At 63.5% G+C, this 19,671-nt stretch carries 19 protein-coding genes; 11 read left to right on the top strand and 8 right to left on the bottom strand.

The features are described from left to right. Positions 1-22 precede the first annotated feature (22 nt). The 4 genes from AT395_RS14025 to AT395_RS14010 are packed head-to-tail and all read left to right on the top strand — an operon-like array spanning position 23 to position 3,431. The gene (locus tag AT395_RS14025; protein WP_082164850.1) at positions 23-775 is read left to right on the top strand and encodes an RNA polymerase sigma factor; all 753 of its coding nucleotides are present in this window, start codon (positions 23-25) and stop codon (positions 773-775) included. Next, a complete protein-coding gene (locus AT395_RS25915) occupies positions 768-1,676 on the top strand; it encodes an anti-sigma factor family protein (RefSeq protein ID WP_072632835.1) in 909 nt (302 codons plus the stop codon). The genes AT395_RS14025 and AT395_RS25915 overlap by 8 nt, the downstream gene beginning before the upstream one ends. A 39-nt stretch (positions 1,677-1,715) precedes the next feature. Next, positions 1,716-2,522, top strand: a complete 807-nt coding sequence (gene tam, locus AT395_RS14015; RefSeq protein WP_042116063.1) for a trans-aconitate 2-methyltransferase — start codon at positions 1,716-1,718, stop codon at positions 2,520-2,522. Positions 2,523-2,558: 36 nt separating this feature from the next. Continuing rightward, complete coding sequence (locus AT395_RS14010; RefSeq protein WP_048629528.1) at positions 2,559-3,431, top strand: AraC family transcriptional regulator; 873 nt, start codon at positions 2,559-2,561, stop codon at positions 3,429-3,431. Here AT395_RS14010 and AT395_RS14005 read toward each other — a convergent pair. Then, complete coding sequence (locus AT395_RS14005) at positions 3,364-4,338, bottom strand: LysR substrate-binding domain-containing protein (RefSeq protein ID WP_048629527.1); 975 nt, start codon at positions 4,336-4,338, stop codon at positions 3,364-3,366. The two genes, AT395_RS14010 and AT395_RS14005, sit on opposite strands and share 68 nt — an antisense overlap. Positions 4,339-4,500: 162 nt before the next feature. Between AT395_RS14005 and AT395_RS14000 the strand changes: the two genes are divergently transcribed. From AT395_RS14000 to AT395_RS13990, 3 genes are all read left to right on the top strand, one after another. Continuing rightward, a complete protein-coding gene (locus AT395_RS14000; RefSeq protein ID WP_224787431.1) occupies positions 4,501-5,262 on the top strand; it encodes a sulfite exporter TauE/SafE family protein in 762 nt (253 codons plus the stop codon). 136 nt (positions 5,263-5,398) lie between these two features. Further along, positions 5,399-6,070: a glutathione S-transferase gene (locus tag AT395_RS13995; protein ID WP_048629526.1), complete on the top strand. Its 672-nt coding sequence runs from the start codon at positions 5,399-5,401 to the stop codon at positions 6,068-6,070. A gap of 127 nt (positions 6,071-6,197) precedes the next feature. After that, a complete protein-coding gene (locus tag AT395_RS13990; RefSeq protein WP_042118549.1) occupies positions 6,198-6,662 on the top strand; it encodes a nuclear transport factor 2 family protein in 465 nt (154 codons plus the stop codon). A 20-nt stretch (positions 6,663-6,682) separates the two neighbouring features. Here the strand turns inward: AT395_RS13990 and AT395_RS13985 are convergent, their stop codons facing one another. Beyond that, positions 6,683-7,978, bottom strand: a complete 1,296-nt coding sequence (locus AT395_RS13985; protein WP_053086398.1) for a DUF2252 family protein — start codon at positions 7,976-7,978, stop codon at positions 6,683-6,685. A 197-nt stretch (positions 7,979-8,175) separates the two neighbouring features. After that, positions 8,176-9,084 carry a LysR family transcriptional regulator gene (locus tag AT395_RS13980; protein WP_048629525.1) on the bottom strand — a complete coding sequence of 303 codons (909 nt, stop codon included), beginning with the start codon at positions 9,082-9,084 and terminating at the stop codon, positions 8,176-8,178. A 97-nt stretch (positions 9,085-9,181) separates the two neighbouring features. Here AT395_RS13980 and AT395_RS13975 point away from each other — a divergent pair, with 97 nt between their 5' ends. Beyond that, positions 9,182-9,706: a DMT family transporter gene (locus AT395_RS13975; RefSeq protein WP_058375206.1), complete on the top strand. Its 525-nt coding sequence runs from the start codon at positions 9,182-9,184 to the stop codon at positions 9,704-9,706. A gap of 237 nt (positions 9,707-9,943) precedes the next feature. Then, positions 9,944-11,617: a methyl-accepting chemotaxis protein gene (locus tag AT395_RS13970; RefSeq protein ID WP_048629523.1), complete on the top strand. Its 1,674-nt coding sequence runs from the start codon at positions 9,944-9,946 to the stop codon at positions 11,615-11,617. A 45-nt stretch (positions 11,618-11,662) separates the two neighbouring features. Here the strand turns inward: AT395_RS13970 and dapA are convergent, their stop codons facing one another. Further along, a complete protein-coding gene (dapA, locus tag AT395_RS13965) occupies positions 11,663-12,652 on the bottom strand; it encodes a 4-hydroxy-tetrahydrodipicolinate synthase (protein ID WP_082164849.1) in 990 nt (329 codons plus the stop codon). Between the two features lie 521 nt (positions 12,653-13,173). Next, positions 13,174-13,647 carry a VOC family protein gene (locus AT395_RS13955; protein WP_042116055.1) on the bottom strand — a complete coding sequence of 158 codons (474 nt, stop codon included), beginning with the start codon at positions 13,645-13,647 and terminating at the stop codon, positions 13,174-13,176. Positions 13,648-14,649: 1,002 nt separating this feature from the next. Between AT395_RS13955 and AT395_RS13945 the strand changes: the two genes are divergently transcribed. Continuing rightward, positions 14,650-16,050 (top strand): sensor domain-containing diguanylate cyclase, encoded by a 1,401-nt coding sequence (locus AT395_RS13945; RefSeq protein ID WP_042116053.1) that lies wholly within the window; start codon positions 14,650-14,652, stop codon positions 16,048-16,050. A 43-nt stretch (positions 16,051-16,093) separates the two neighbouring features. Here the strand turns inward: AT395_RS13945 and AT395_RS13940 are convergent, their stop codons facing one another. Together AT395_RS13940 and AT395_RS13935 are read right to left on the bottom strand one after the other, a co-directional pair. After that, complete coding sequence (locus tag AT395_RS13940; protein WP_042116051.1) at positions 16,094-16,879, bottom strand: FRG domain-containing protein; 786 nt, start codon at positions 16,877-16,879, stop codon at positions 16,094-16,096. A 140-nt stretch (positions 16,880-17,019) separates the two neighbouring features. Continuing rightward, positions 17,020-17,544, bottom strand: coding sequence for a DUF2938 domain-containing protein (locus tag AT395_RS13935; RefSeq protein ID WP_048629520.1), 525 nt, complete (start codon positions 17,542-17,544; stop codon positions 17,020-17,022). Between the two features lie 103 nt (positions 17,545-17,647). On the opposite strand from AT395_RS13935, the gene AT395_RS13930 reads away from it, so the two are divergent. Continuing rightward, positions 17,648-18,097: a helix-turn-helix domain-containing protein gene (locus AT395_RS13930; RefSeq protein ID WP_042116049.1), complete on the top strand. Its 450-nt coding sequence runs from the start codon at positions 17,648-17,650 to the stop codon at positions 18,095-18,097. An 85-nt stretch (positions 18,098-18,182) separates the two neighbouring features. Here the strand turns inward: AT395_RS13930 and AT395_RS13925 are convergent, their stop codons facing one another. Then, positions 18,183-19,667: an alpha/beta hydrolase-fold protein gene (locus AT395_RS13925; protein WP_082164848.1), complete on the bottom strand. Its 1,485-nt coding sequence runs from the start codon at positions 19,665-19,667 to the stop codon at positions 18,183-18,185. Positions 19,668-19,671 lie beyond the last annotated feature (4 nt).

Below are 19,671 nucleotides of genomic sequence, written 5' to 3'. Positions count from 1 at the left end.
ATGTGATTCAATGAGCGCATGGATGTCGCAATTGCGACGTCAGACCGATCTACTCGGGCACTGCGATGCCCGTCTTCGGGAGGCCCCGGTGACCGACGCTGACAAGCCTGGCGCGCAAGCGCCGGGACGGTTCGAAGCTCTGGCGTTACCGCACCTCGATGCGGCGTACAACCTTGCGCGATGGTTGTCCGGCAGCGCGAGCGATGCCGACGATATCGTGCAGGAAGCCTACCTGCGGGCGTTGCGCTTCTTCGACGGCTTTCGCGGCGAGAACGCACGGGCTTGGCTGCTGGCCATTGTGCGAAATACCTGGCTCACGGAGTGGCGCCGCCGCTCCGATGCGGCAGACGGCACACCGTTCGACGAGGCGACACACGGCCTGCACGGCGATGCGAGTCTGCCGGGATGGGATGACACGGGGCCCGGCGACCCGGAGATGCTCGCAGTCCGCCGCGACGAGCGTACGTTGGTGCGCGACGCGCTGGCCACGTTGCCGGTGGTCTTCCGCGAGGTGCTGGTGTTACGTGAGATGGAGGACATGAGCTACCGGGAAATCGAGACGATTGTGGGAGTGCCTGCGGGCACTGTCATGTCGCGTCTGGCGCGTGGCAGACAGATGCTGGCCGCTGCCGTACGTGCCGCGCAGGACGCCGCGCACAAGCCCGCCGCCGTGACATCGAACGAGCCGAATGTGCCGAATGCGCCGTCGGCGCAAATCACACATCTCGCACGCCTGCCGCTCGACGGCACCACCCGGGGAGGACGCGATGAATAAGCCCGATGAGCCCAACGATACGACCCGTGCGGCCGAGATGACTGAGGGGAAGGGCGGCACGACGCTGGCCGCCCCCGCTGGCGAGGTCACAACGCTGGGCAAGATGCTGCGCGACGGTTCGCTGCGTAACGATGCCCCGCAGTCGTTGCGAGACCGTTTGCGCGATGAACTGGCGCGTGCCGAACGTCACGCAAGCCCTGCGGCCGGCGTGAAGACTTCGCCGGCGGCGTTGCCGGTGACCGGTACTGAGCAGGACACAAAGGAGGACGTGAAACCGGACACCCTGACCGACGTCAGACCGGCGAGGTCAGGCAGACCCGAAAAACCCGAAAAGCGCACGGAAGCCCCCTGGGGACAGAGCCTGGCGCCGTGGCTGTTCGGCGGAGCGGGCGGGGCGTTGCTCGGCGGGCTGGCGGTGGCGATGGCGTTGCTGGTAGCGCGTCCGCCTGCGCCGCCGCAAGACTCGCAGGAGATACAGGCGACGACCGGCGTGCAGCCCCAGGAGATCGTGGCGAGTCATGTGCGTGCGCTGCTCTCGCAACACCCTATCGACGTGGTCTCGACCGATCAGCACACCGTCAAGCCGTGGTTCAACGGACGCATCGATTACGCGCCGCCTGTCGTGGATCTCTCCGCGAAGGGCTTCCCGCTAGAGGGCGGACGGCTCGATTATGTGGGCGGACGCACCGTGGCCGTGCTCGTCTATCGAACGGACAAACATCCGATCGATCTGTATGCGTTCCCTGCGCGCGACAAGGGAGCGGCGGCGCCGACGATCTCCGGCGCAGATGGGTATGCCATAGCGCGTTGGCGGCGGGGTGGCATGACGTACTGGGCGATTACCGATGCCGAGGCATCGCACCTGCGCGTGTTCGTTGAGGCATTGCAGGCCGCGACCTGATATCGTGACGGCTGTTGTTTCACCTCGCCGGAGCCTGTCATGTCGCAAGTCCCCTCGCCGAATGCCCCCGTGAATCCTGCGTGGCAAGCCGCGCAATATGTGAAGTTCGAAGATGAGCGCACGCGTCCCGTGCGCGATCTCGTTGCCGCGATTCCGACGCTTGACGATCGCAACGTCGCACGCGTAGTCGATATCGGCTGCGGTCCCGGCAATTCCACAGAAGTGCTCGCCGCGCGTTACCCGCACGCGGAAGTCCTCGGGCTGGACAGCTCGCAGGACATGGTCGATGCCGCGCGCGCCCGCCTGCCGAAATTTCGCTTCGACGTTGCGGATATCGCCAACTGGAAAGACGGCCCGTTCGACGTGATACTCGCCAACGCCGTGCTGCAATGGTTGCCCGATCACGAGACCCTGTATCCGCGGCTGATCGATTGTCTTGCGCCTGGCGGCTCGCTGGCCGTGCAGACCCCGGACAATCTCGACGAGCCTGCGCACCGACTCATGCGTGAAGTGGCGGCCGACCCGCGTTGGGCGGCAACGCTTAAGGGCACGGAACGCACCGCGCGCCATGGGGCAACGTTCTACTACCCGTTGCTGCGCGCGCAGTGCTCGCGCGTGGATATCTGGCGCACCACCTACTATCATCCGCTCGCGGGCGGCGCACCGGCAGTCGTGGAGTGGTTCAAAGGCAGCGCATTGCGGCCGTTTCTCGCGAAGCTCGACGAGGCATCGCGCGAGGCGTTTTTGACGCGTTATACCGACGAGATCGCGAAGGCTTACCCGGCGCTGGCCGACGGTACGGTATTGCTGCCGTTCCCGAGGCTTTTCGTGGTGGCCACGCGCTGATCGAACCGACGCGTCGCCCGGTGTAAAGTAGCGGGCATGAGTGCCCTGTACCAACCGATTCAACCGTTCCGTAACGCTCCCCTGTACTGGCGCTCGTCGCTGGTGCCGGGCGGCGACATGCTCACGGCCGAATACAACGACCACACCTTCGCACCGCACTGGCACGATACATACACCGTCGCGTGCATTGTCGAGGGCGCGGAACGTTACGCCTACCGGGGCGGTGAGCATGTGGCCGATGCCGGCTCGGTCGCCATCATTCATCCTGGCGAAGTCCATACCGGTGCGCGAGAGACGGATTTCGGCTGGCGCTATCGGGTGTTCTATCTGCCGGTCGGTTTCGTGCAAGAAGTGCAGCGTCAGCTGCGCAGCCCGCTACCGGGTTTGGTGTTACCCGACGATGCCTTGCCGTGGTTTGGCGAGAACGTTATCCACGACGACCAGGCCATGCAGCGGCTGATTGCCGCCCACCGGCTGTTGCAGAACGGAGCAGACCCGTTAGTGGCGGAAAGCGTGTTGATCGAGGCGATGTCGATGATGCTGATTCGTCACGCGCAGGCACGCGTGCCGGAGATGGCGATGCATCGCGACGCCGTGCGCGTCGAGACGATGAAGGCGCGACTCTCGGCCGATCTCACCGAACCGTTATCGCTCACCGCGCTGGCCGAGGCTGTCGATCTGTCGCCCTTTCACGCCGCACGATTGTTCTCGCGCGAAACGGGCCTCGCGCCGCATGCCTGGCGCAATCAGCTGCGTCTGGTACGCGCATTGCCCGCCTTGCGGGCAGGTGCGTCGGCAACCGACGTTGCCGTGGCGCAGGGTTTCAACGATCTGTCGCACTTTACCCGCCACTTCCGGCGCGCGTTTGGCGTGTCGCCCGGGAAGTGGAGCGTGCGGCCGCCGGGGTAAGCGCAACGGTCGTGGCGCTGGCAGTGCCATGCACCCACGCCAGGAAGTCCCGTAACGGCCGGGACTTGTCGGCGTCGCGCGGTACCAGCGTGACGTAGGTTGCCCCTTCCACCTGAATCTCCGGAAATGGCATGGTCAGACGCCCGGCGGCCAGTTCGCGATCGAGCGTCGGCGTACAGCCGATCCCCAACCCCAGCCCGTCCACGACCGCCTGCAAACTCACATGGTAGTGATCGAAGCGATGAAATCGCAACGGTCGCAATGCGGGCATGCCAGCGGCGCTCAACCAGTCCTCCCATGCGCCAACACGGGTTTGTGTCGCGACGAAAGCGTGTTTTGCGAGATCCTTCAGCCGGCGCAGGGGTATTGCGTTCAATAGCGCAGGCGCGGCGACGACACTCGTCTGTTCGGTGAACAAGACCGCTTTCTCGTAAGGCAGCCACTCGGGACGCGGCGGCGGGTCGCGGCGGATCGCGACGTCGAACCCGCCGCGAAACGCCGGGTCGGCACTGCTCGATGTGGTCACGACTACCTGCACATCGGGATATGCCGCGTGAAACGCGGGCAGCCGCGCGATCAGCCAGTGCATCGCGAGCGTGGTTTGTGCATTGACACGTACGATGCGCGTTTGCGGCGCCTTACCGAAGCGCACGGCGGCGTCGTCGATCCGGTCGAACGCCGCACTGATCTCGGCGGCGAACGCGCGCGCGTGGTCCGTCGCAACGTTGCGCTGTCCTTGCCTGACGAAGAGTGTCTGCCCGAGCCAATCCTCAAGCAGTGCGATCTGACGGCTCACCGCGCCGTGGGTGATCGACAATTCCCGCGCTGCTGCACTCAGGCTTTCTGCGCGTGCCGCCGTCTCGAACACCCGTAAGGCATGCAGTGGGGGTAACTGGCGACGCGACATATTTTGACTCTCATCGGGAAAATGACTGTGGAATTGTGACTTTTTATCACAGAAGCCCTGTCAATTTGTCGATGGTGTGAGTCTTCATCATGCTTTATTGTCACGCCCATGGCTCACGTGGGGCGATAAGGCGTGAGAGTGCGGGCAAACGACGAGGCGTGCATGTTGGCAGCGGTATTCGGGCAAATCGCGGAACACGCGTGGGGCATGGCAATGATTGCGGTCGTCGGTACGGCGGCGGGGGCAGTGAGTGGGGTTGTCGGCACGGGGTCGTCGATGATGCTGCTGCCGGTGCTGGTCTACACGTATGGCCCGAAGCAGGCGGTGCCGATCATGGCGGTCGCAGCCATCGTCGGCAACGTTTCGAAGGTGATGGCCTGGTGGCGCGAAATCGACTGGCGCGCCGTGCTGGCGTATTCGCTGCCAGGTGCCCCGGCCGCGGCACTTGGCGCGCGTACCTTGTGGAGTTTGCCGGCCACGGCCGTGGATATTGCGCTGGGCCTGTTCTTCATTGGCATGGTACCGGCACGGCATTATCTGCAACGCAGACAATGGCGGCTCGCGCTCTGGCAGTTGGCGGCCGCCGGTGCGTTCATCGGTTTCCTTACGGGCATTGTGCTTTCCACCGGGCCGCTCAGCGTGCCGGCGTTCGCCGCGTACGGCCTGTCGGCGGGGGCATTCCTCGGTTCGGAATCGGCCAGTTCCGTGCTGATCTATGTCGCCAAGGTGCTGATGTTCTCCGACCTTGGCGCATTGCCGCCCGAGGCGTGGGCCAACGGGCTGATCGTCGGTCTCACGCTGATGCTGGGCACCGTGCTGGGCAAGCGCTTCGTGCTGGGCCTGACCCCTGCGGTCTTTCAGCGCTTGCTCGATACGATGCTCGTCGTCTCCGGCGGCGTAATGCTCAGCGCCGCGTGGCGCTGAAGAACAGACTCGCCCGGGCAGGGCATAGGCGAACCGCGATGGACCGACGGGACCGACGGGGCCGATTGGCAAGCTTCCCGCAAACCCGGTATTGCGGCGACAATGGCGTGCGGATTTCCCGCCGGAGCCAGACACCATGCTGACGGTTCATCACTTGAACAACTCCCGCTCGCAGCGCGTATTGTGGTTGCTCGAAGAACTGGGCGTTCCGTACGAACTGCGCCGTTACGAACGCGACGCCAAGACCATGCTCGCCCCGCCGGAGTTGCGTCGGGTGCATCCGCTCGGCAAGTCGCCCGTAGTGACCGATGGCGAACTGACGCTGGCCGAGTCGGGGGCGATCATCGAGTACCTTGTGGAGCGCTACGGTCAGGGCAGGCTTGTGCCGCCGAGAGACACACCGGAGCGGCTGCGCTGGACTTACTGGCTGCATTACGCGGAAGGGTCGGCCATGCCGCCGTTGCTGCTCAAGCTCGTGGCGCTGCGCATTGCGAGCGCGCCCATGCCGTTTTTCGTACGGCCGGTGGCTCGCAAGATCAGCGAGACGTTGCAGTCGAGCTTCGTGGACCCGCAATTGAAACTGCATTTCGGGTATGTCAACGACGCGTTGACGAAGACCGGCTGGTTGGTCGGCGACAGCTTCAGCGCGGCGGACATTCAGATGAGTTTCCCATTGGAAGCCGCGACCGCACGCGCCGACGGACAACGGCAGTGGCCGGCCATCGACGACTTCCTTAAGCGGATCCATGCGCGAGAGGCGTATCAACGTGCGCTGGCGCGTGGCGGACCATATGAACTGCTAAGCTGATCGCATCACCAATGCAACGTCAACCCGACCTCACTCGAACTCCATGAAAACGCCCATCGCTTCGTGGCTTGCCATTGCGGCGGCCGCCTCGGTCATTACGACCGTTTCCGCTCATGCCGCCGAAGGCATGCCGCCTGTGCCCGGGGCCGCTTTGTCGGCCGCCGGTGCCGAAGGGCTGAGTTCCTCGGCCAGCGCGGCGCCCACCGTGTCGGCTGCGCAGATGGCGGCCAACAAGCAGGCCGTGCTGGCGTTCTACGACGCCGGCCTGAATCGCAAGGACTTCGAGGCTGCGCGCCAGTACCTCGGCACCCAGTACATTCAGCACAATCCGAACGCAGCCGACGGTGTGGAGGGGTTCGGCAAGTTTCTGGACTTCCTGCGCAAGAATCAGCCCGACTCGCACAGCGATATCGTCCGCGCGTTCGCAGATGGCGATTACGTGATCCTGCACGTGCGCAAGGTGCCCCATCCGGGAGATCTGCCCATTGCTATCGTCGACATTTTTCGACTGGACAAGGGCAAGATCGTCGAGCACTGGGATGTGGCGCAGCAAGTGCCGGCCAAGACCGTCAGCGGCAACTCGATGTTCTGATCGGCTTGCCAACGGGCGAGTTATGCCTCGCCCGAGAATAGCCGCTTGCAGTGTTCCAGATACGCCGCTTCATGTTCGCTCGTGAGTTGAACGACACTGTTCCAGAGCCACACCGGCGTGTCGATGGACTTGGATCGGTTGCGTAGCAGATCGGCTTGCCACGCGCGGCAGGTGGCGTTGTCCATCTGCCGCGCGTGCGCCTGTCCCACGACACGGCCGAGATAGCGGGCCACCTCGGCGGCGTCGTCGCGGGTGAGGGTATCGATTTCGAGCTTCAGGTCTTGCGGCAGCAGTTCCCGGATCACAATGGAGCGGTCCATGAGACGCGCCGCCCGCATGCGCTCGCCGAGCGACGGCGAGAGATGGCGAGCCCCCTTGACCACGCGTTCGGCGTTGTCGCGCGGCATGTGGACGCCGGCATAGCGCGGCGCAGCCGCCTTCACCCCCTCCTTGAGATCCATCAGGCACAGGTCGTCGCCTTGCACCACGCCTCCATCCACGTCGAGCAACACGGCGTAACGCAGGCGTCCCAATGAGCTGCAACCCTTGACCCAGTAAGCGGCGTCGAGGACTTCGACGCGGCCGTCGCTGGGGCGGTCGCGCAGCGACGTCGCGAGGCTGGCAATGGCGTCGACCTGAAACAGGGCGTCGATGTCCTTCTGTTCTGTCTTGCTGAGCGGCCAGAAGCGGCGGCCCAGTGGAATCTTCGGACGAATATCCTCAATACGCTCAAGCGCGAGATGCTTCCACGAACGCTTGACCGCGCGGCGCATGATGAGGTCGACGACGGCCGGGCGCGTCTCCTCTTCCTTCGCCGTTTTGCCGGTCTTCGATTTTGCGTGGTGTTTGCGCGATTTCGTTTTGCGCGGTGCATCGCCGCTCGCGGCATCTGGGTCGCGCTCGAACGCCGAGGCGTAGCCATGAGTGAGCGCTTCGAGCATCTGGATGATGGTCAGGCCCGAGAGGGCAGAGCCGCGCGCCGCACTGGCCAGCGAGAGGGCCAGCCGGATCAGGTCGTGTACGGGATTGCCGATGACAGTCTGATCCAGGTCGCGAATGAGCACGTCGACGCGACCGTGGGCGTCGGCCAGCGGACCGAGATTGCCGGTATGGCAATCGCCGCAAATCCAGATGGCGGGACCTTGTGGCAGATTGACATCGGCCTTGTCGAGCCACTCGTAAAAGCGGGCGGTGCTGCCGCGTACGTAGGCATGGGGAGAGCGCGCCATCTTGCGCTCGCGCTCGCGGGTAAGCCGTTCCAGCCGTGTCGCCGGCGTGGCCCATTGCTTCTTCTTGACACGCTTGCCGTTCGCCATTCAACGCTCCCTGAGCGCATGCCACCGGGGCGATGCAGTGCGCCCAGTGTCGGCCAAACGTCCGCCGAGTGGCAAGCGGCGGCGTGTGGGCTACGCCGGCGAGTGTTGTCGTAGCGCGTCGTTTCCGACCGATGAACCACCAACCACCAACCACGAACTGCGGCCTACCGTCTACGGGCGCTGGGCGACTCTGCTTCTCAACGGGCCTCGGAACACACCTCGACAAGCTGCTCGCGCAACCAGCGGTGCGCGGGGTCGACATCGCGGCGTGCATGCCACACGGCCTGAAAGGAGAACGGCGGGATCGAGAAGGGCGCAGCGAAGCGGCGCAACTGCCGGTCGTGACGCAATGGCGCGACAGAGCGTTCCGCCACTGTGAGGACGAGGTCGGTGCCGGCAATCAATTCCGGGGCAATGCTCCAGTGCGGGAGGGTCACGGCAACGCGTCGCGCGTGACCGATTCCCGCGAGGGCCTGATCGATTTCGTTGTCCGGGCCGGGGCGCATGGCCACCAGCACATGCGGTCGCGCGAGCCATTCCGCCAGCGACAGGCCCCCGCGTGCGGGCAATGTGGCACGGTCGGCCACACAGACGAACGATTCGTTGAAGAGCGTTTGCGCTTGCAGTTCGCCCGGCAAGTCATGAAACACCCCTAACGCCAGGTCGATCTCGCCGTCGAGCAATTGCGTGAGCATGGCCTCGCGGCTCGCTTGCGATGACGCCAGATCCACGCCGGGGGCGCGTTCGCGCAGTCGCCGGGTCAGCGCGGGCAGCGCCACGCGCGAGCCGTAGTCCGACAGTGCGACGCGAAACGTGCGCCGGGCGCCGCGCGCGTCGAACGCCGGTGCATGCAGCAGCCCTTGCAACTGATCCAGCGCGTCTTCGAGCGGGCGCTGAAGTTCGAGCGCACGCGCCGTCAATGTCAGGCTGCCGTCGCGCCGCACAAGCAGCGGATCGTCGAAGATTCCCCGCAGTTGGGCCAGCGCATGACTCACTGCCGGCTGGCTGCGATGCAGGCGGAGCGCCGCGCGCGATACATGCCGCTCGGCCAGCAGCGCATGCAGCGTAAGCAACAGGTTCAGATCAATCCGGCGAAGATCATCCATGTGACGAATAGTTTGTGTGCAAATTAAGAATTTCCATTATTCAAATGGATGGTGCACGCTGATGGCAAGCGATATTTGCATATAGAGAGGACGCCTCATGAATACCCCCCTTACCCCTGCGCTCCCGTTCGCCGCCGTGTTGCCGCTGGCCATCGCCGTGCTTGCCGGGGCGGTCGTACCGTTTCAGGCGGGCAGCAATGCCGCGCTGGGTCGCGCACTGGGCCATCCGCTATGGGCGACGGTCGCCTCGCTGCTGGTCAGTCTCTTTGTGGTGCTGCCGGTGCTGAGTGCAATGCGCGCGGGCGCCCCGGATATCGGCGCGGCGGCACGCGGGCCTTGGTGGCTGTGGATCGGCGGTATCGCGGGCGTTGCCTACATTACGGCGGCGCTCGTGCTGACACCGCGCCTGGGTGCCGCAAATTTCATCGTGTGTGTCGTGGCGGGACAGGTCGTGGCATCGCTCATCATCGACCACTTCGGCCTCATGGGACTTGTGGCCAAACCAGCCAATCTGACGCGCGTAGCGGGCGTGATGCTGATCGTCGCGGGCATGCTCGTCGTGCAATGGGGAACGCGTGCGGCACCGGCAGACCCGGTCGCCGCGAGTGCCGTCGGGTCCTGACGCTTCCGATATACGCAATTTGCGTTGATCCGGCGCCATTGTCCACCGGTGGACAACCATGCTGGGCGGGCGTTTTCAGGCGGTTACACGATTTCGCCGCTCGCACGCTCAAGTTTCGTCAAAAGGATTCGTTAAGTCTCGTCAGGGGTACCGAGAGAGACAGTGGCCTGCTGCGCGTGCCGGCAGCGGGCTTGAAATTACGATCCGCAGGACGAACCGCTCAAGGCGTGCAAGGTAATGTTCAAGAATCTGAGTATCAGCAGACGGCTTACGGCCGCGTTTTCCATCAATGTTGTCATGCTGCTGATCGTGGCCGTGGTGGCGGTCGCGAAGATGGCGACGATGGATACGAATACCCAACTCATCGTTTCCGACCTTAACAACAAAATTCTCGAATTTCACGGGCTGAAGGATCGGGCGGCGAACATTGCCGTAGTCCTGCGCGACATCGTGATGTCGGAAGACGCGTCGCAACTCGACGCGCGTCTGGCCAGAATCGACGAACTGAACGCCACCAATCTCAAGAGCATCGCCGGCATGGCGACGATCTTTTACACCGAGAAAGGCAAGGCGCTATACAAAACGCTGACCGAGGCCAGCACCGAGTACGGAAAGCAGCTCGAGGTCATCAAGGGATTAGTCCGCAGCGGCAATTATGCGCAGGCCAAGACCGAATTGCTGGGGCCGGTGCAGAAGGCCCAGCTGGCTTTCTTCTCGCCGCTTGACGATCTCATGGGGGTTGGCAAGGCCGTCAGTGCCAAGGAAGCCGCAGACGCGAATGCCGCCTACGTATCTGCGCGACTGTGGCTGCTTATCGCGCTGCTGGCGTCTGTTGCGATCTCGGTCGTGTCGGCGGTGGCTATCGTCCGGTCGGTCACACGTCCGGTGCACGCCGCGGCCCGGGGCGCGGCCGCACTTGCCAGCGGCGATCTGACCCATCGGGTGAACGCCGGGCGCGGCGACGAGATCGGGCAGATGGCCAACGCGCTCGACACCGCAGTCGAACAACTGGCGCATCTTGTGCGCAATATTCAGGCAGCGTCGGGCGCAATCGATAATGCCGCGCGTGAGATCGCGCAGGGCAATACCGATTTGTCGCAGCGCACCGAGGAGCAGGCAGCGTCGCTGGAGCAGACGGCGGCATCGATGGAAGAACTGACCTCGACCGTGCGCCAGAACGTCGAACATGCGATGCAGGCGCGGCGTCTGTCGCAAGAGGCATCAGGGGTTGCAGATGCCGGTTCGCAGAGCGTGCGTGCTGTCGTCGAAACGATGCAGGCGATGGCCAGCGCCTCGGCCCGCATGAGCGACATGATCAAGGCGATCGAAGGTATCGCGTTCCAGACCAATATTCTGGCGCTCAATGCCGCGGTGGAAGCTGCGCGCGCGGGCGAGCAGGGGCGCGGGTTCGCGGTGGTGGCGGGCGAAGTGCGCACGCTTGCCCAGCGTTCGGCCGGCACGGCCAAGGACATTCGCGAACTGATTGCGGCGTCTATTCAGCAGGTCGAGGACGGGACTTCGCGCGTGGAAGTTGCCGGCCGTACGATGGATCAGATCGTGGTGTCGGTACGACGCGTGAACGAACTGATCGCCGAGATCGCCGCCGCGAGCGACGAGCAGGCGCGCGGCATCGAGCAGGTGAATCAGGCCGTCACCCAGATGGATGAGGTGACACAACAGAACGCTGCGCTCGTGGAAGAAGCGGCGGCTGCGGCCGAACATATGCGCCAGCAGGCCGCCGACCTCGTCGGGGAGACCGCGAAGTTCCGGGTAGACGCCGACAGTAGCCTGCCGCACGGCGAGGCGCGGCACGCACCGACGCTCACCGCGCTGGCCGGTACGCCGTGGCATGCCGGCAAGGGGCCGGAGGGACTGACCGGGGCGCGAGGAGGCCAGCGCGCGGCCGCCTGATGAGGGCCGTCAGGCGCGGGCGCCGCTTGTTGCGCCCGTCATGCCTCATGCAGCGTTGACCGCCTTGGCGCCGAATCCGGCGTCGACGGCGGCAATCGCGTCTACCAACTGTTGCGCCACCGTGGGCGATGCGCTCGTCATCGGTGCCCGCAATACGTCCGTCAGCAGTCCTTCGCGGGCGAGCCACGCCTTGACCGGGCCGGGATTGGCCTCGGCGAACAGCAGCTTTACCACCGGCATGAGCGCATGGAACAGTGCGCGGGCCACGTCAAGTTGCTGCGCTTGCACTGCGCAATACAGTGCCGCGAAATGCGCCGGCCGGCAATGCGACGACGCGATGATCGCGCCGTGTCCTCCCATCGTCAGCGTAGACAGCAACTGGTGATCCTCGCCGGCGAGAACCGACAGGCGGCCGTCGGCGATAAGCGACTGTGTGGTATGCGCATTGCCGCCGCAATCCTTGATCGCGCTAATGTTGCCGTGGCCCGCGAGCGTGAGCAACGTATCGAGCGTCAGCGTAGCGCCGGTGCGATAGGGAATGTCGTACAGCACGAGCGGCGCGCGCGAGCGGTCGGCGAGCGTCTGGAACCAGCCGGCCAGTCCCGCCTGCGACGGCCGTATGTAATACGGCGCTGGGGTCAGCACGCCCGCGAGAGGCAGCGCATTGAAGGCGTCCATACGGGAGAGAGTGTGGCCCAGATGATTGCCCGAGAGTCCCGCAATCACGGGGAGATCGCCGGCCTCTGTCAGCACCGTGTCGAATACGGCGAGTTGTTCGGCTTCGTCGAGCGCTGCCGCTTCGCCTGTTGTGCCGCAGATCACGAAACCGGCAATGCCCGAGTGACGGTAATGGGCGACGAGCCGGCGCAATGCCGCGTGGTCGACCGGCGTGTCGGCACCCTTGCGCAGGAACGGCGTGACGAGCGGCAGCCAGATTCCGCGAAACGCCGGGGTACCGGGTGAGGCAGCGCTGAGGCATGCGGCGGACGCGTCAGACGAAGCCGGCGACGGGGTGTGGGACTGCGCAACTTGCATGAGTGTCTCCCTGGACAATACGTACGTGTGATGACCTGTACGGAAACCGAACAGTTGCGCGACGTAATGTGTCAGACGCGTGGGAGAACTTCAGGGCAGGCGGGCCGGGTAATGCCAGGCGCCAGGCGGCGCTGCGTGCGGGGCGGGACTGCCGGGTCCACGTGGCTATTCCGTCGCTCAACTGACGGAACAGCACGCTCCGGTCAGTTGAGCGACTGTTTTTTGCTTTTGACGAACGCACCCCGCTGTCCCATCGGGACACCGTGCAAACGCTGCGAGAGGCGGGTGCTGGAATTCGTCATGCGGTGACTCTATACGCTATGAGCGGATGACGTCAAGTGCATTGGCGGCAAGCGCGGTCATTGTGAGGGGTAGGTATGCGAAGTCGCTATGCCCGACGCGATCCATAGCCTGTTTTGGCATGCGCCGGCAAGCGCACGCCGTGCGCAGTCTCGTTCCATGCCGGAAGCGCATGAGGCTGCCGAAGCATTCGCCGACGAAGGCCGGCCTTGGGAGCTGCATCAACCCGCGACAGCGCGCTCGAGTGCGGCGATATCGATCTTGGACATGGTCATCATGGCTTCCATCGCCCGGCGTGCAGTGGCGACGTCGGGACTCGTCACGAGATCCAGCAGACGCTGCGGCGTGATCTGCCACGAGAATCCCCATTGGTCTTTGCACCAGCCGCAGGCAGACGCTTTGCCACCGTTGCCGACGATGGCGTTCCAGTAGCGGTCGGTCTCTTCCTGGCTCTGCGTGAGCACCATAAAGCTCACCGCTTCGTTCGGTTTGAACTCGGGACCGCCGTTCAGACCGACGAATCGCTGACCGAGCACGGTGAACTCCACTGTCAGGTCGTCCCCCTGGCCGACGCCGGGGATCGGCGACGCGTGACGCGCGTCGACATGACTGTCGGGGAATGTGGCGGCGTAGAACTCTGCCGCCTCGCGGGCCTGGCCCTGATCGAACCATACGCATGTGACGAGCTTGGTCATTGCGATCTCCTGTCATTGCCGCTGTTGTGAGCGTGGTAGCGGCTTTGCTGATCCGCACGCTACATGGCGTCGGTCATCATGCCTCCTATGCTAGTCGACGTCAGCGCAGGCAGGTAGGTCTCCATGCCATCCGGGCGAAAGCTGATGTGGCCGGCGGCACGGCTGTCCGCGCTCGCTACGACTTGCCGGCGAGCATGCCCGGAAATCCGGGAAAAATCGCGTCGATTGGCTATAAATCGTTGTCCTGAATATCCCGGATTTGATTTGAATGTATAAATTCCAGAATCGCGACGCCAAGATGGAGCGCAGGTGAAAGGTTGGTTAATTCTGTGAATGACGGAAATTTTGTCATTTCCGGTGATCTATTGATATAAAAAATTTAAAGATGGAATGGTTAATAAAAAACTCTTGATTAGTCATCCGATATATTTTGTTGAAATTATCGCAATTGAGGAGCGTGGTATTTGCCGCTTGCCAACGGCGACTATCGCCGAAAGCCGCCCGTGGTAAGGCTGCCACGGGTGTATTGCCGTGGTTGCCAATTTGAATTTGCCAAGTGACAATCGTTGTCACCCTCCGGCAGTACAGAAAATAACAGGGAAGTTTTGGCAGAGCAAAAACACATAAAGACTGGGCAAAGATGGCAGCCAAAGTGGTGAAATATTCGCGTGACGGGGTGACTTACTACGAAATCCGGGGCGCTTTGCCCGACGGCTCGAAGTACGTGGACCGGGTGGGTTTTAGCGAACGAGAGTTGGAATTCAGGCATCTCGTTGCGGGCAGAATCAGGCTGCTTCGTACCGAATACGAGGCGGCGTGCCGGAAATGTCGGTCGGAATGTGCGACGAACGTTGCCACTCCGAGGTGGGTGAAACAACTGATCTTCTGAGTTGTGCGCAGCGTAGAGCAGCAATCGCAAGTGTTGCGTTGTCATAGTGATGAAATATTCACATGTTGAGATTGGTAAATGCAGGGCCGATGATTCATGCCCGTTCGAAATAAATGGAATTCGTAACAAAAGACGTTCTGGCGAGCTGCATGGAGTTGCTGCTGGACGCGGTATTTCTCGTCAATGAAGCCGGCACTCTTATGTATGTGAGTCCAGCTTGCGAGCGCATTCTCGGGTACTCCTCGCAGGAATTGATGGGGCGCCCGATGATCGATTTCGTGGCAAAGGAAGACCGCGAGCGCACGATTGAGGAGTCGAAGCTGGTGATGTCGGGGCATCCGCGCATTGGCTTCGAGAACCGCTACATTCACAAGGACGGTCACTACGTCCACATCATGTGGTCGGCGCGCTGGTCCGGCGAGTACGGCTTGCGCATCGGTGTGGCGCGCGATGTGTCGGCAAAGAAGCACGCCGAAGCGCTGCAACGAGCGACTTATTCGATCTCCGAAGCCGCGCACGACGCCGCGGACGTCCGCTCGCTTTGCAAGGCGGTTCACGACACGCTCTGCACGTTGTTCCCCATCGACGCCATCGTCGTTGCGACATGCGACGCCGAACTGATGACGTGGGAGAAGGCGTATCAGTACCGCGACAGTGCCGAGATCCCGGTGCTCGACTGGTCGCAAGCAGAGGCGCTTTCCACGCGGGCCACGAACGCCCGGCAATCGCAGTGGCGGCTGATCGAGGCGGTGCCCGATGAGGCGCAGGCCCCGTTGCCCGGGCAGTGGCGGTGCGAACCTTTCTCGCCAGAGGAGAGCGCGGCGCCAGGAAAGCACGCGTTAGCCGTGTTGCCCATGTACACAGCGCGGCGCGCGGTGGGCACGCTCATGATCTATGGCCGGGCCCGCGCGTTGCAGGCGGAAACCGCGCAACGCCTGCTGGCATTCGTCTGCGATCAAACCGCGCTGGCGATCGAGCGCAAGCAACTCATCGACGATCTCTACAAGGCGGCGCGTTTCGATGAACTGACCGGACTGCCGAACCGCCGCACGTTTGGTGAGTTCGCGCGCGAAGCCGTGCGTCGAGCGCAGCGCACCAACGGAAAGCTGGCGCTGCTTTTTGCCGATATCGACGGATTCAAAGGGGTGAACGACAGCCTTGGTCATGCCGCAGGCGACGTGCTGCTCAAGGAGATCGGCCATCGGATGAAGGCGGGGGTGGCGGAGTGCGGCTTTGTAGCACGTCACTCTGGCGACGAGTTCGTCGCCATCGTTCAGGATGCGGAGATTGTCGAGAGGATCGATTTCGCCGTGACACGTTTGCGCTCGGAGATCGAGCAGGCCATCTCGGTGAACGACGCGAGCCTGACCGTGCGCGTGAGCGTGGGGGTGGCGGTATTCCCGGAAGATGGCGAATCGTTGAGCGAACTTATCCGCGTTGCCGATCAGCGCATGTACGCGAACAAGTCCGAGCGCCGCTCGGGCGGGGCCAGCTTTCTGGAGCGCCTGTTGTAAGGTGCAACGGGAAGCCGGCCATGGGCCGCCCCATGAACCTCGCTCAGCCGAGCGTCTGCGTCGGCCAGACCATTTCGATTTCGACGGCAATCGAGCGTGCCAGACCGTCAAGGTCGGGGAACAGCGACGCGTTCGTCACGTTCATCCGGTAGAGCCACTTCATTGCGTCCGCGCGCAGTGCCACTGGCAGCACGATCTTGCGCAGCAACGGCTCATCGCTCTCGTAACCGTCGAGAATGCGGTGCAGCGGCTTGTCGATCACGCCCGGCACCACAAAGGTTCCCGATTGCGCGATGAGGCGGCCGTCCATCTCTTCCGGCTCGCCGAACCAGACCACTTCGTTGTCGTTGCCGAGAAAGTACTTCGCCATGTTCCCTTTCACGCGCGGATCGATCGTATCGCGCGTGAGCCACGGTGCATGGCGCGGGCGAGCGCGGTCGTCGTAAAGCGCGGGGGTGTTCAGCGCGAAGATGGCCGAATCGCTCGTGGCGCGCTCCAGCGCGAAGAAAGCGGCGACGAAGGGCGACTTCGTGAAGTCCAGCAAGCGGGTGGGCGCGCCGTGGTGCTGCATTAGCCCGAGGCAGCGCAGGTCGTCGTGCAACAGCTCGGGCCACGGCACATGGTTATGCGCCTTGCGCCGGAAGATGCGGATGGCACGCGCTTCGCGGCTTCGCCACTGTTCCTTGTCGGACACGTAGGCGTGCAGATACCGCGAGAGCGAGCTTTGCAGGTGCCAACGCGCATCCTGCTGCCCGCGAAAGGCCCAACCTTCGAAGCGGGAGGACAACTCCATGAAATCCTTCCAGCTTTCGACGACGGTGGTGTCCATAGTGGGCGAAATCCTTGAGTAGGCGTGCAACGACGCCATGCCGTGTTGTGAGGACGCCAAGGTACCGCAAGCAATGCATGGCGTCGGCCACTATAGTACGGCGTCTGTGACAGCTCAAGCGCGCGTCGTGCGAAACCGCCTTAGTCCACGATTGCCCGGCCCGCCAGGCTCACTAACCAGCCTCCCGCATAGAGGCCGAGACCGAAAACGCTGTGCGTCATGAGACTGCGCAATCGTGCCTGTGTGGGGTTGGGCGTCTTCGATGCCGCAATGCCTGCACCGAATGCCGGTTGCATGATGAAGAACGGTACAACGATCGTGCCGATGCCGAACGCCAGTGCCGGTGCGAACGTCGGCGCCTGCCACCACGCGGGGCCGGCGAGGCCGACGAAACAAGCTGCAAATCCCACGCCGATGGCGTAATGCGCGAACCATCCCAACGCCTTTTCCCCCGAAACGGGCGACGCCCGCCCGATGCTCGCGTGTGCGAAACGGCCTGCCGGCATATGACCCAGCCATCGGCCGACCAGCGCGTAATCGAGCGACGTCAACCCGAATGCACGACGCAGCAGGATCGCCCATAGATCCATCGCGGCGGTTGCGCAAACGCCCGTCGCGAGTGCCCGAGCGGCGAGGAACAGCAGAGATTCGAGTGCGGTCGTCATATCCAACTCCTGAATGCCGGTGGAACGGCCGGCCGAGCACAGCCGCCGTGTTTGATGCACTATACGAATTCAAGTTAACTTGAAGTCAAGCGGGAGCGTCGATATGGCATTGGACATAGGCGAAGTCGTGCAGCGCGCGGGGGTACCGCCATCCACATTGCGCTATTACGAAGAGAAGGGACTCATTGCGGCGACAGGACGGCGCGGGTTACGGCGTCAGTACGACGCGTCGGTGTTGCAGACCCTGGCGTTGATCGCATTGGGCCGCGCCGCGGGGTTTTCGCTGGATGACATTGCCGGCATGTTGCTGCCTCAAGGAAAGGCGAGCATCGACCGGTCGCGGTTGACGGCGAAAGCGGACGACATCGACAGAACCATCCGGCAACTGAGCGCATTGCGCGACGGGCTGCGACACGCCGCAGTCTGCCCGGCGCCGGAGCACTTGGCGTGCCCGCAATTTCAGCGGCTCATGCGGCTCGCGAGTGTAAAAGGGGTGAGGGAAGCGAAGGCGGCGAGAAAAACGGTGAAGGGCACATTGCCGCCAGCGCGTTAAAAGGAGATGGCGATACGGTAGCGTGCTTGAAAACGTAACGTATCTGGGAAGACGGGCGACCACCCCAAAGGGGGGCGCCCGGCGTTTACTGCATCGGGCAAACGCTGGCGAGGCTCTGCGGCGTTGTTGGTGCCGCATGTAAGTCACGAAGTGTGCCGGGCGTGCCAATGAGCGCCATCAACCCGCAGGCGAGCGATCCGCGCCAGTGGAGGTAGTCGTGTCCGGTCGCCGTCGATGCATACGTCACGTCGTAGCCCTTGGCACGCAATACGTCGCGCATGTGCCGCCCGGACGTGCCAATGCCGGTCGGCCCGCGCCGGTCTTCGAATAGTCCCGACTCGAGGTAGAACTTCACCGGCAGGCGCGGGCCGCTGGCATACTGCCGGATCAGCCAGCCCGATTCGCGTGCGGCGGCGTCACCGTGTGAAGGCGACCACCAATAAGAACCCGACTGCGATAGCACGTTGCCGAACCACTGGGGCGCTTCATGTGCCGCCCATGCGGAAGCCAACCCGCCATAACTCGACCCTGCGACCACGGTGCGTGCAGCCGGGGCGGATATGCCCTGCGACTTCGCCCACGGCATTAATTCGTTGGACAGAAAGCGTGCGAACGCGGGACTCGGCGGCAATTCCTTGCTCCGCGTGCTGCTATCGATCACGCCCACGATAAGCGCGGCTGTGCGAGGAATTCGTCCTTCTGCGATGAGGTTGTCGAGAATGACAGGCGTGGGCACCGTATTCACGTAGGCATGCGCGTCGAACACCACCAGCAATCCTTGCGAGGTATCGTCCGCGCGATATCCGGCAGGGCGATAGATATAAATATCGCGCGTGTTACCGAGGGCAGTACTGGTGAATCGTGTCGCCTGCACCGTGCCGGCCGGCACATTTGCGCGTCGGTCGATCCACGGTTGGGGCGGTGCGCCGGGCAGTGTGACCGACGACTTCACGCTGCGCCTGCCATCGAACCCTTCCACGGTGAACGGGTGACGATTGAGCGGGTCGGCCTGCAAGGTCTTCACCACGGCACGGCGACGCGCCATCGCGGGGCCTTCAATATCGGGGACGTCTGGCGCGAGTTGATACGACAGACGCGCCGTATCGGGCACGACATAGCTGCGGTACCAGACATCGCTGGTGCCCAGTTGACGCATATCGTCGTGGTCGCCCGACGGCGCGCCGAGAATACGCACGTTGCGCGGATGCCCGCGCCACAGGAACGTCAGCAGCGAGACCTTGCCGGGCGGTTGGGCCAGCAGCGACGCCGACTCATCGCCCGTCACGGTGCCTTGCGGAATGGCTTCGACTATGGGCGTGCCCGAAGCGGCGACTTCCTGCCAGAAGGCGTCGGTATCGCCACCTGCGCACAGCGAGGCATTCAATGACAGCAGACGCGGACTGACGAGTCCGAGCCGGTATTTCGGCGAGTGCAGATCGCCGGTACAGGCGTCGTGCAACGCATCGGGCACGGCGGCAGATGCCCGGGCATCGGTCACGGCAACGCCCAGCAGTGTGACGATGGCTGCGAGCCCGGCGCGGGTCATGCGACGTTGGAGGGTAGGTGTCATGACG

The sequence above is a fragment of the Pandoraea apista genome (assembly GCF_001465595.2).
In the GTDB taxonomy this organism is placed as follows: domain Bacteria; phylum Pseudomonadota; class Gammaproteobacteria; order Burkholderiales; family Burkholderiaceae; genus Pandoraea; species Pandoraea apista.
The sequence above is the reverse complement of the archived record's forward strand: the minus strand, read 5'-3'. Positions and strand labels throughout refer to the sequence as shown.

Coding starts and splice junctions, on each gene's coding strand:
- AT395_RS14025 (WP_082164850.1), top strand. CDS start 23: ATGTCGCAATTGCGACGTCAGACCGATCTACTCGGGCACTGCGATGCC.
- AT395_RS25915 (WP_072632835.1), top strand. CDS start 768: ATGAATAAGCCCGATGAGCCCAACGATACGACCCGTGCGGCCGAGATG.
- tam (WP_042116063.1), top strand. CDS start 1,716: ATGTCGCAAGTCCCCTCGCCGAATGCCCCCGTGAATCCTGCGTGGCAA.
- AT395_RS14010 (WP_048629528.1), top strand. CDS start 2,559: ATGAGTGCCCTGTACCAACCGATTCAACCGTTCCGTAACGCTCCCCTG.
- AT395_RS14005 (WP_048629527.1), bottom strand. CDS start 4,338: ATGTCGCGTCGCCAGTTACCCCCACTGCATGCCTTACGGGTGTTCGAG.
- AT395_RS14000 (WP_224787431.1), top strand. CDS start 4,501: ATGTTGGCAGCGGTATTCGGGCAAATCGCGGAACACGCGTGGGGCATG.
- AT395_RS13995 (WP_048629526.1), top strand. CDS start 5,399: ATGCTGACGGTTCATCACTTGAACAACTCCCGCTCGCAGCGCGTATTG.
- AT395_RS13990 (WP_042118549.1), top strand. CDS start 6,198: ATGCCGCCTGTGCCCGGGGCCGCTTTGTCGGCCGCCGGTGCCGAAGGG.
- AT395_RS13985 (WP_053086398.1), bottom strand. CDS start 7,978: ATGGCGAACGGCAAGCGTGTCAAGAAGAAGCAATGGGCCACGCCGGCG.
- AT395_RS13980 (WP_048629525.1), bottom strand. CDS start 9,084: ATGGATGATCTTCGCCGGATTGATCTGAACCTGTTGCTTACGCTGCAT.
- AT395_RS13975 (WP_058375206.1), top strand. CDS start 9,182: ATGAATACCCCCCTTACCCCTGCGCTCCCGTTCGCCGCCGTGTTGCCG.
- AT395_RS13970 (WP_048629523.1), top strand. CDS start 9,944: ATGTTCAAGAATCTGAGTATCAGCAGACGGCTTACGGCCGCGTTTTCC.
- dapA (WP_082164849.1), bottom strand. CDS start 12,652: ATGCAAGTTGCGCAGTCCCACACCCCGTCGCCGGCTTCGTCTGACGCG.
- AT395_RS13955 (WP_042116055.1), bottom strand. CDS start 13,647: ATGACCAAGCTCGTCACATGCGTATGGTTCGATCAGGGCCAGGCCCGC.
- AT395_RS13945 (WP_042116053.1), top strand. CDS start 14,650: ATGGAATTCGTAACAAAAGACGTTCTGGCGAGCTGCATGGAGTTGCTG.
- AT395_RS13940 (WP_042116051.1), bottom strand. CDS start 16,879: ATGGACACCACCGTCGTCGAAAGCTGGAAGGATTTCATGGAGTTGTCC.
- AT395_RS13935 (WP_048629520.1), bottom strand. CDS start 17,544: ATGACGACCGCACTCGAATCTCTGCTGTTCCTCGCCGCTCGGGCACTC.
- AT395_RS13930 (WP_042116049.1), top strand. CDS start 17,648: ATGGCATTGGACATAGGCGAAGTCGTGCAGCGCGCGGGGGTACCGCCA.
- AT395_RS13925 (WP_082164848.1), bottom strand. CDS start 19,667: ATGACACCTACCCTCCAACGTCGCATGACCCGCGCCGGGCTCGCAGCC.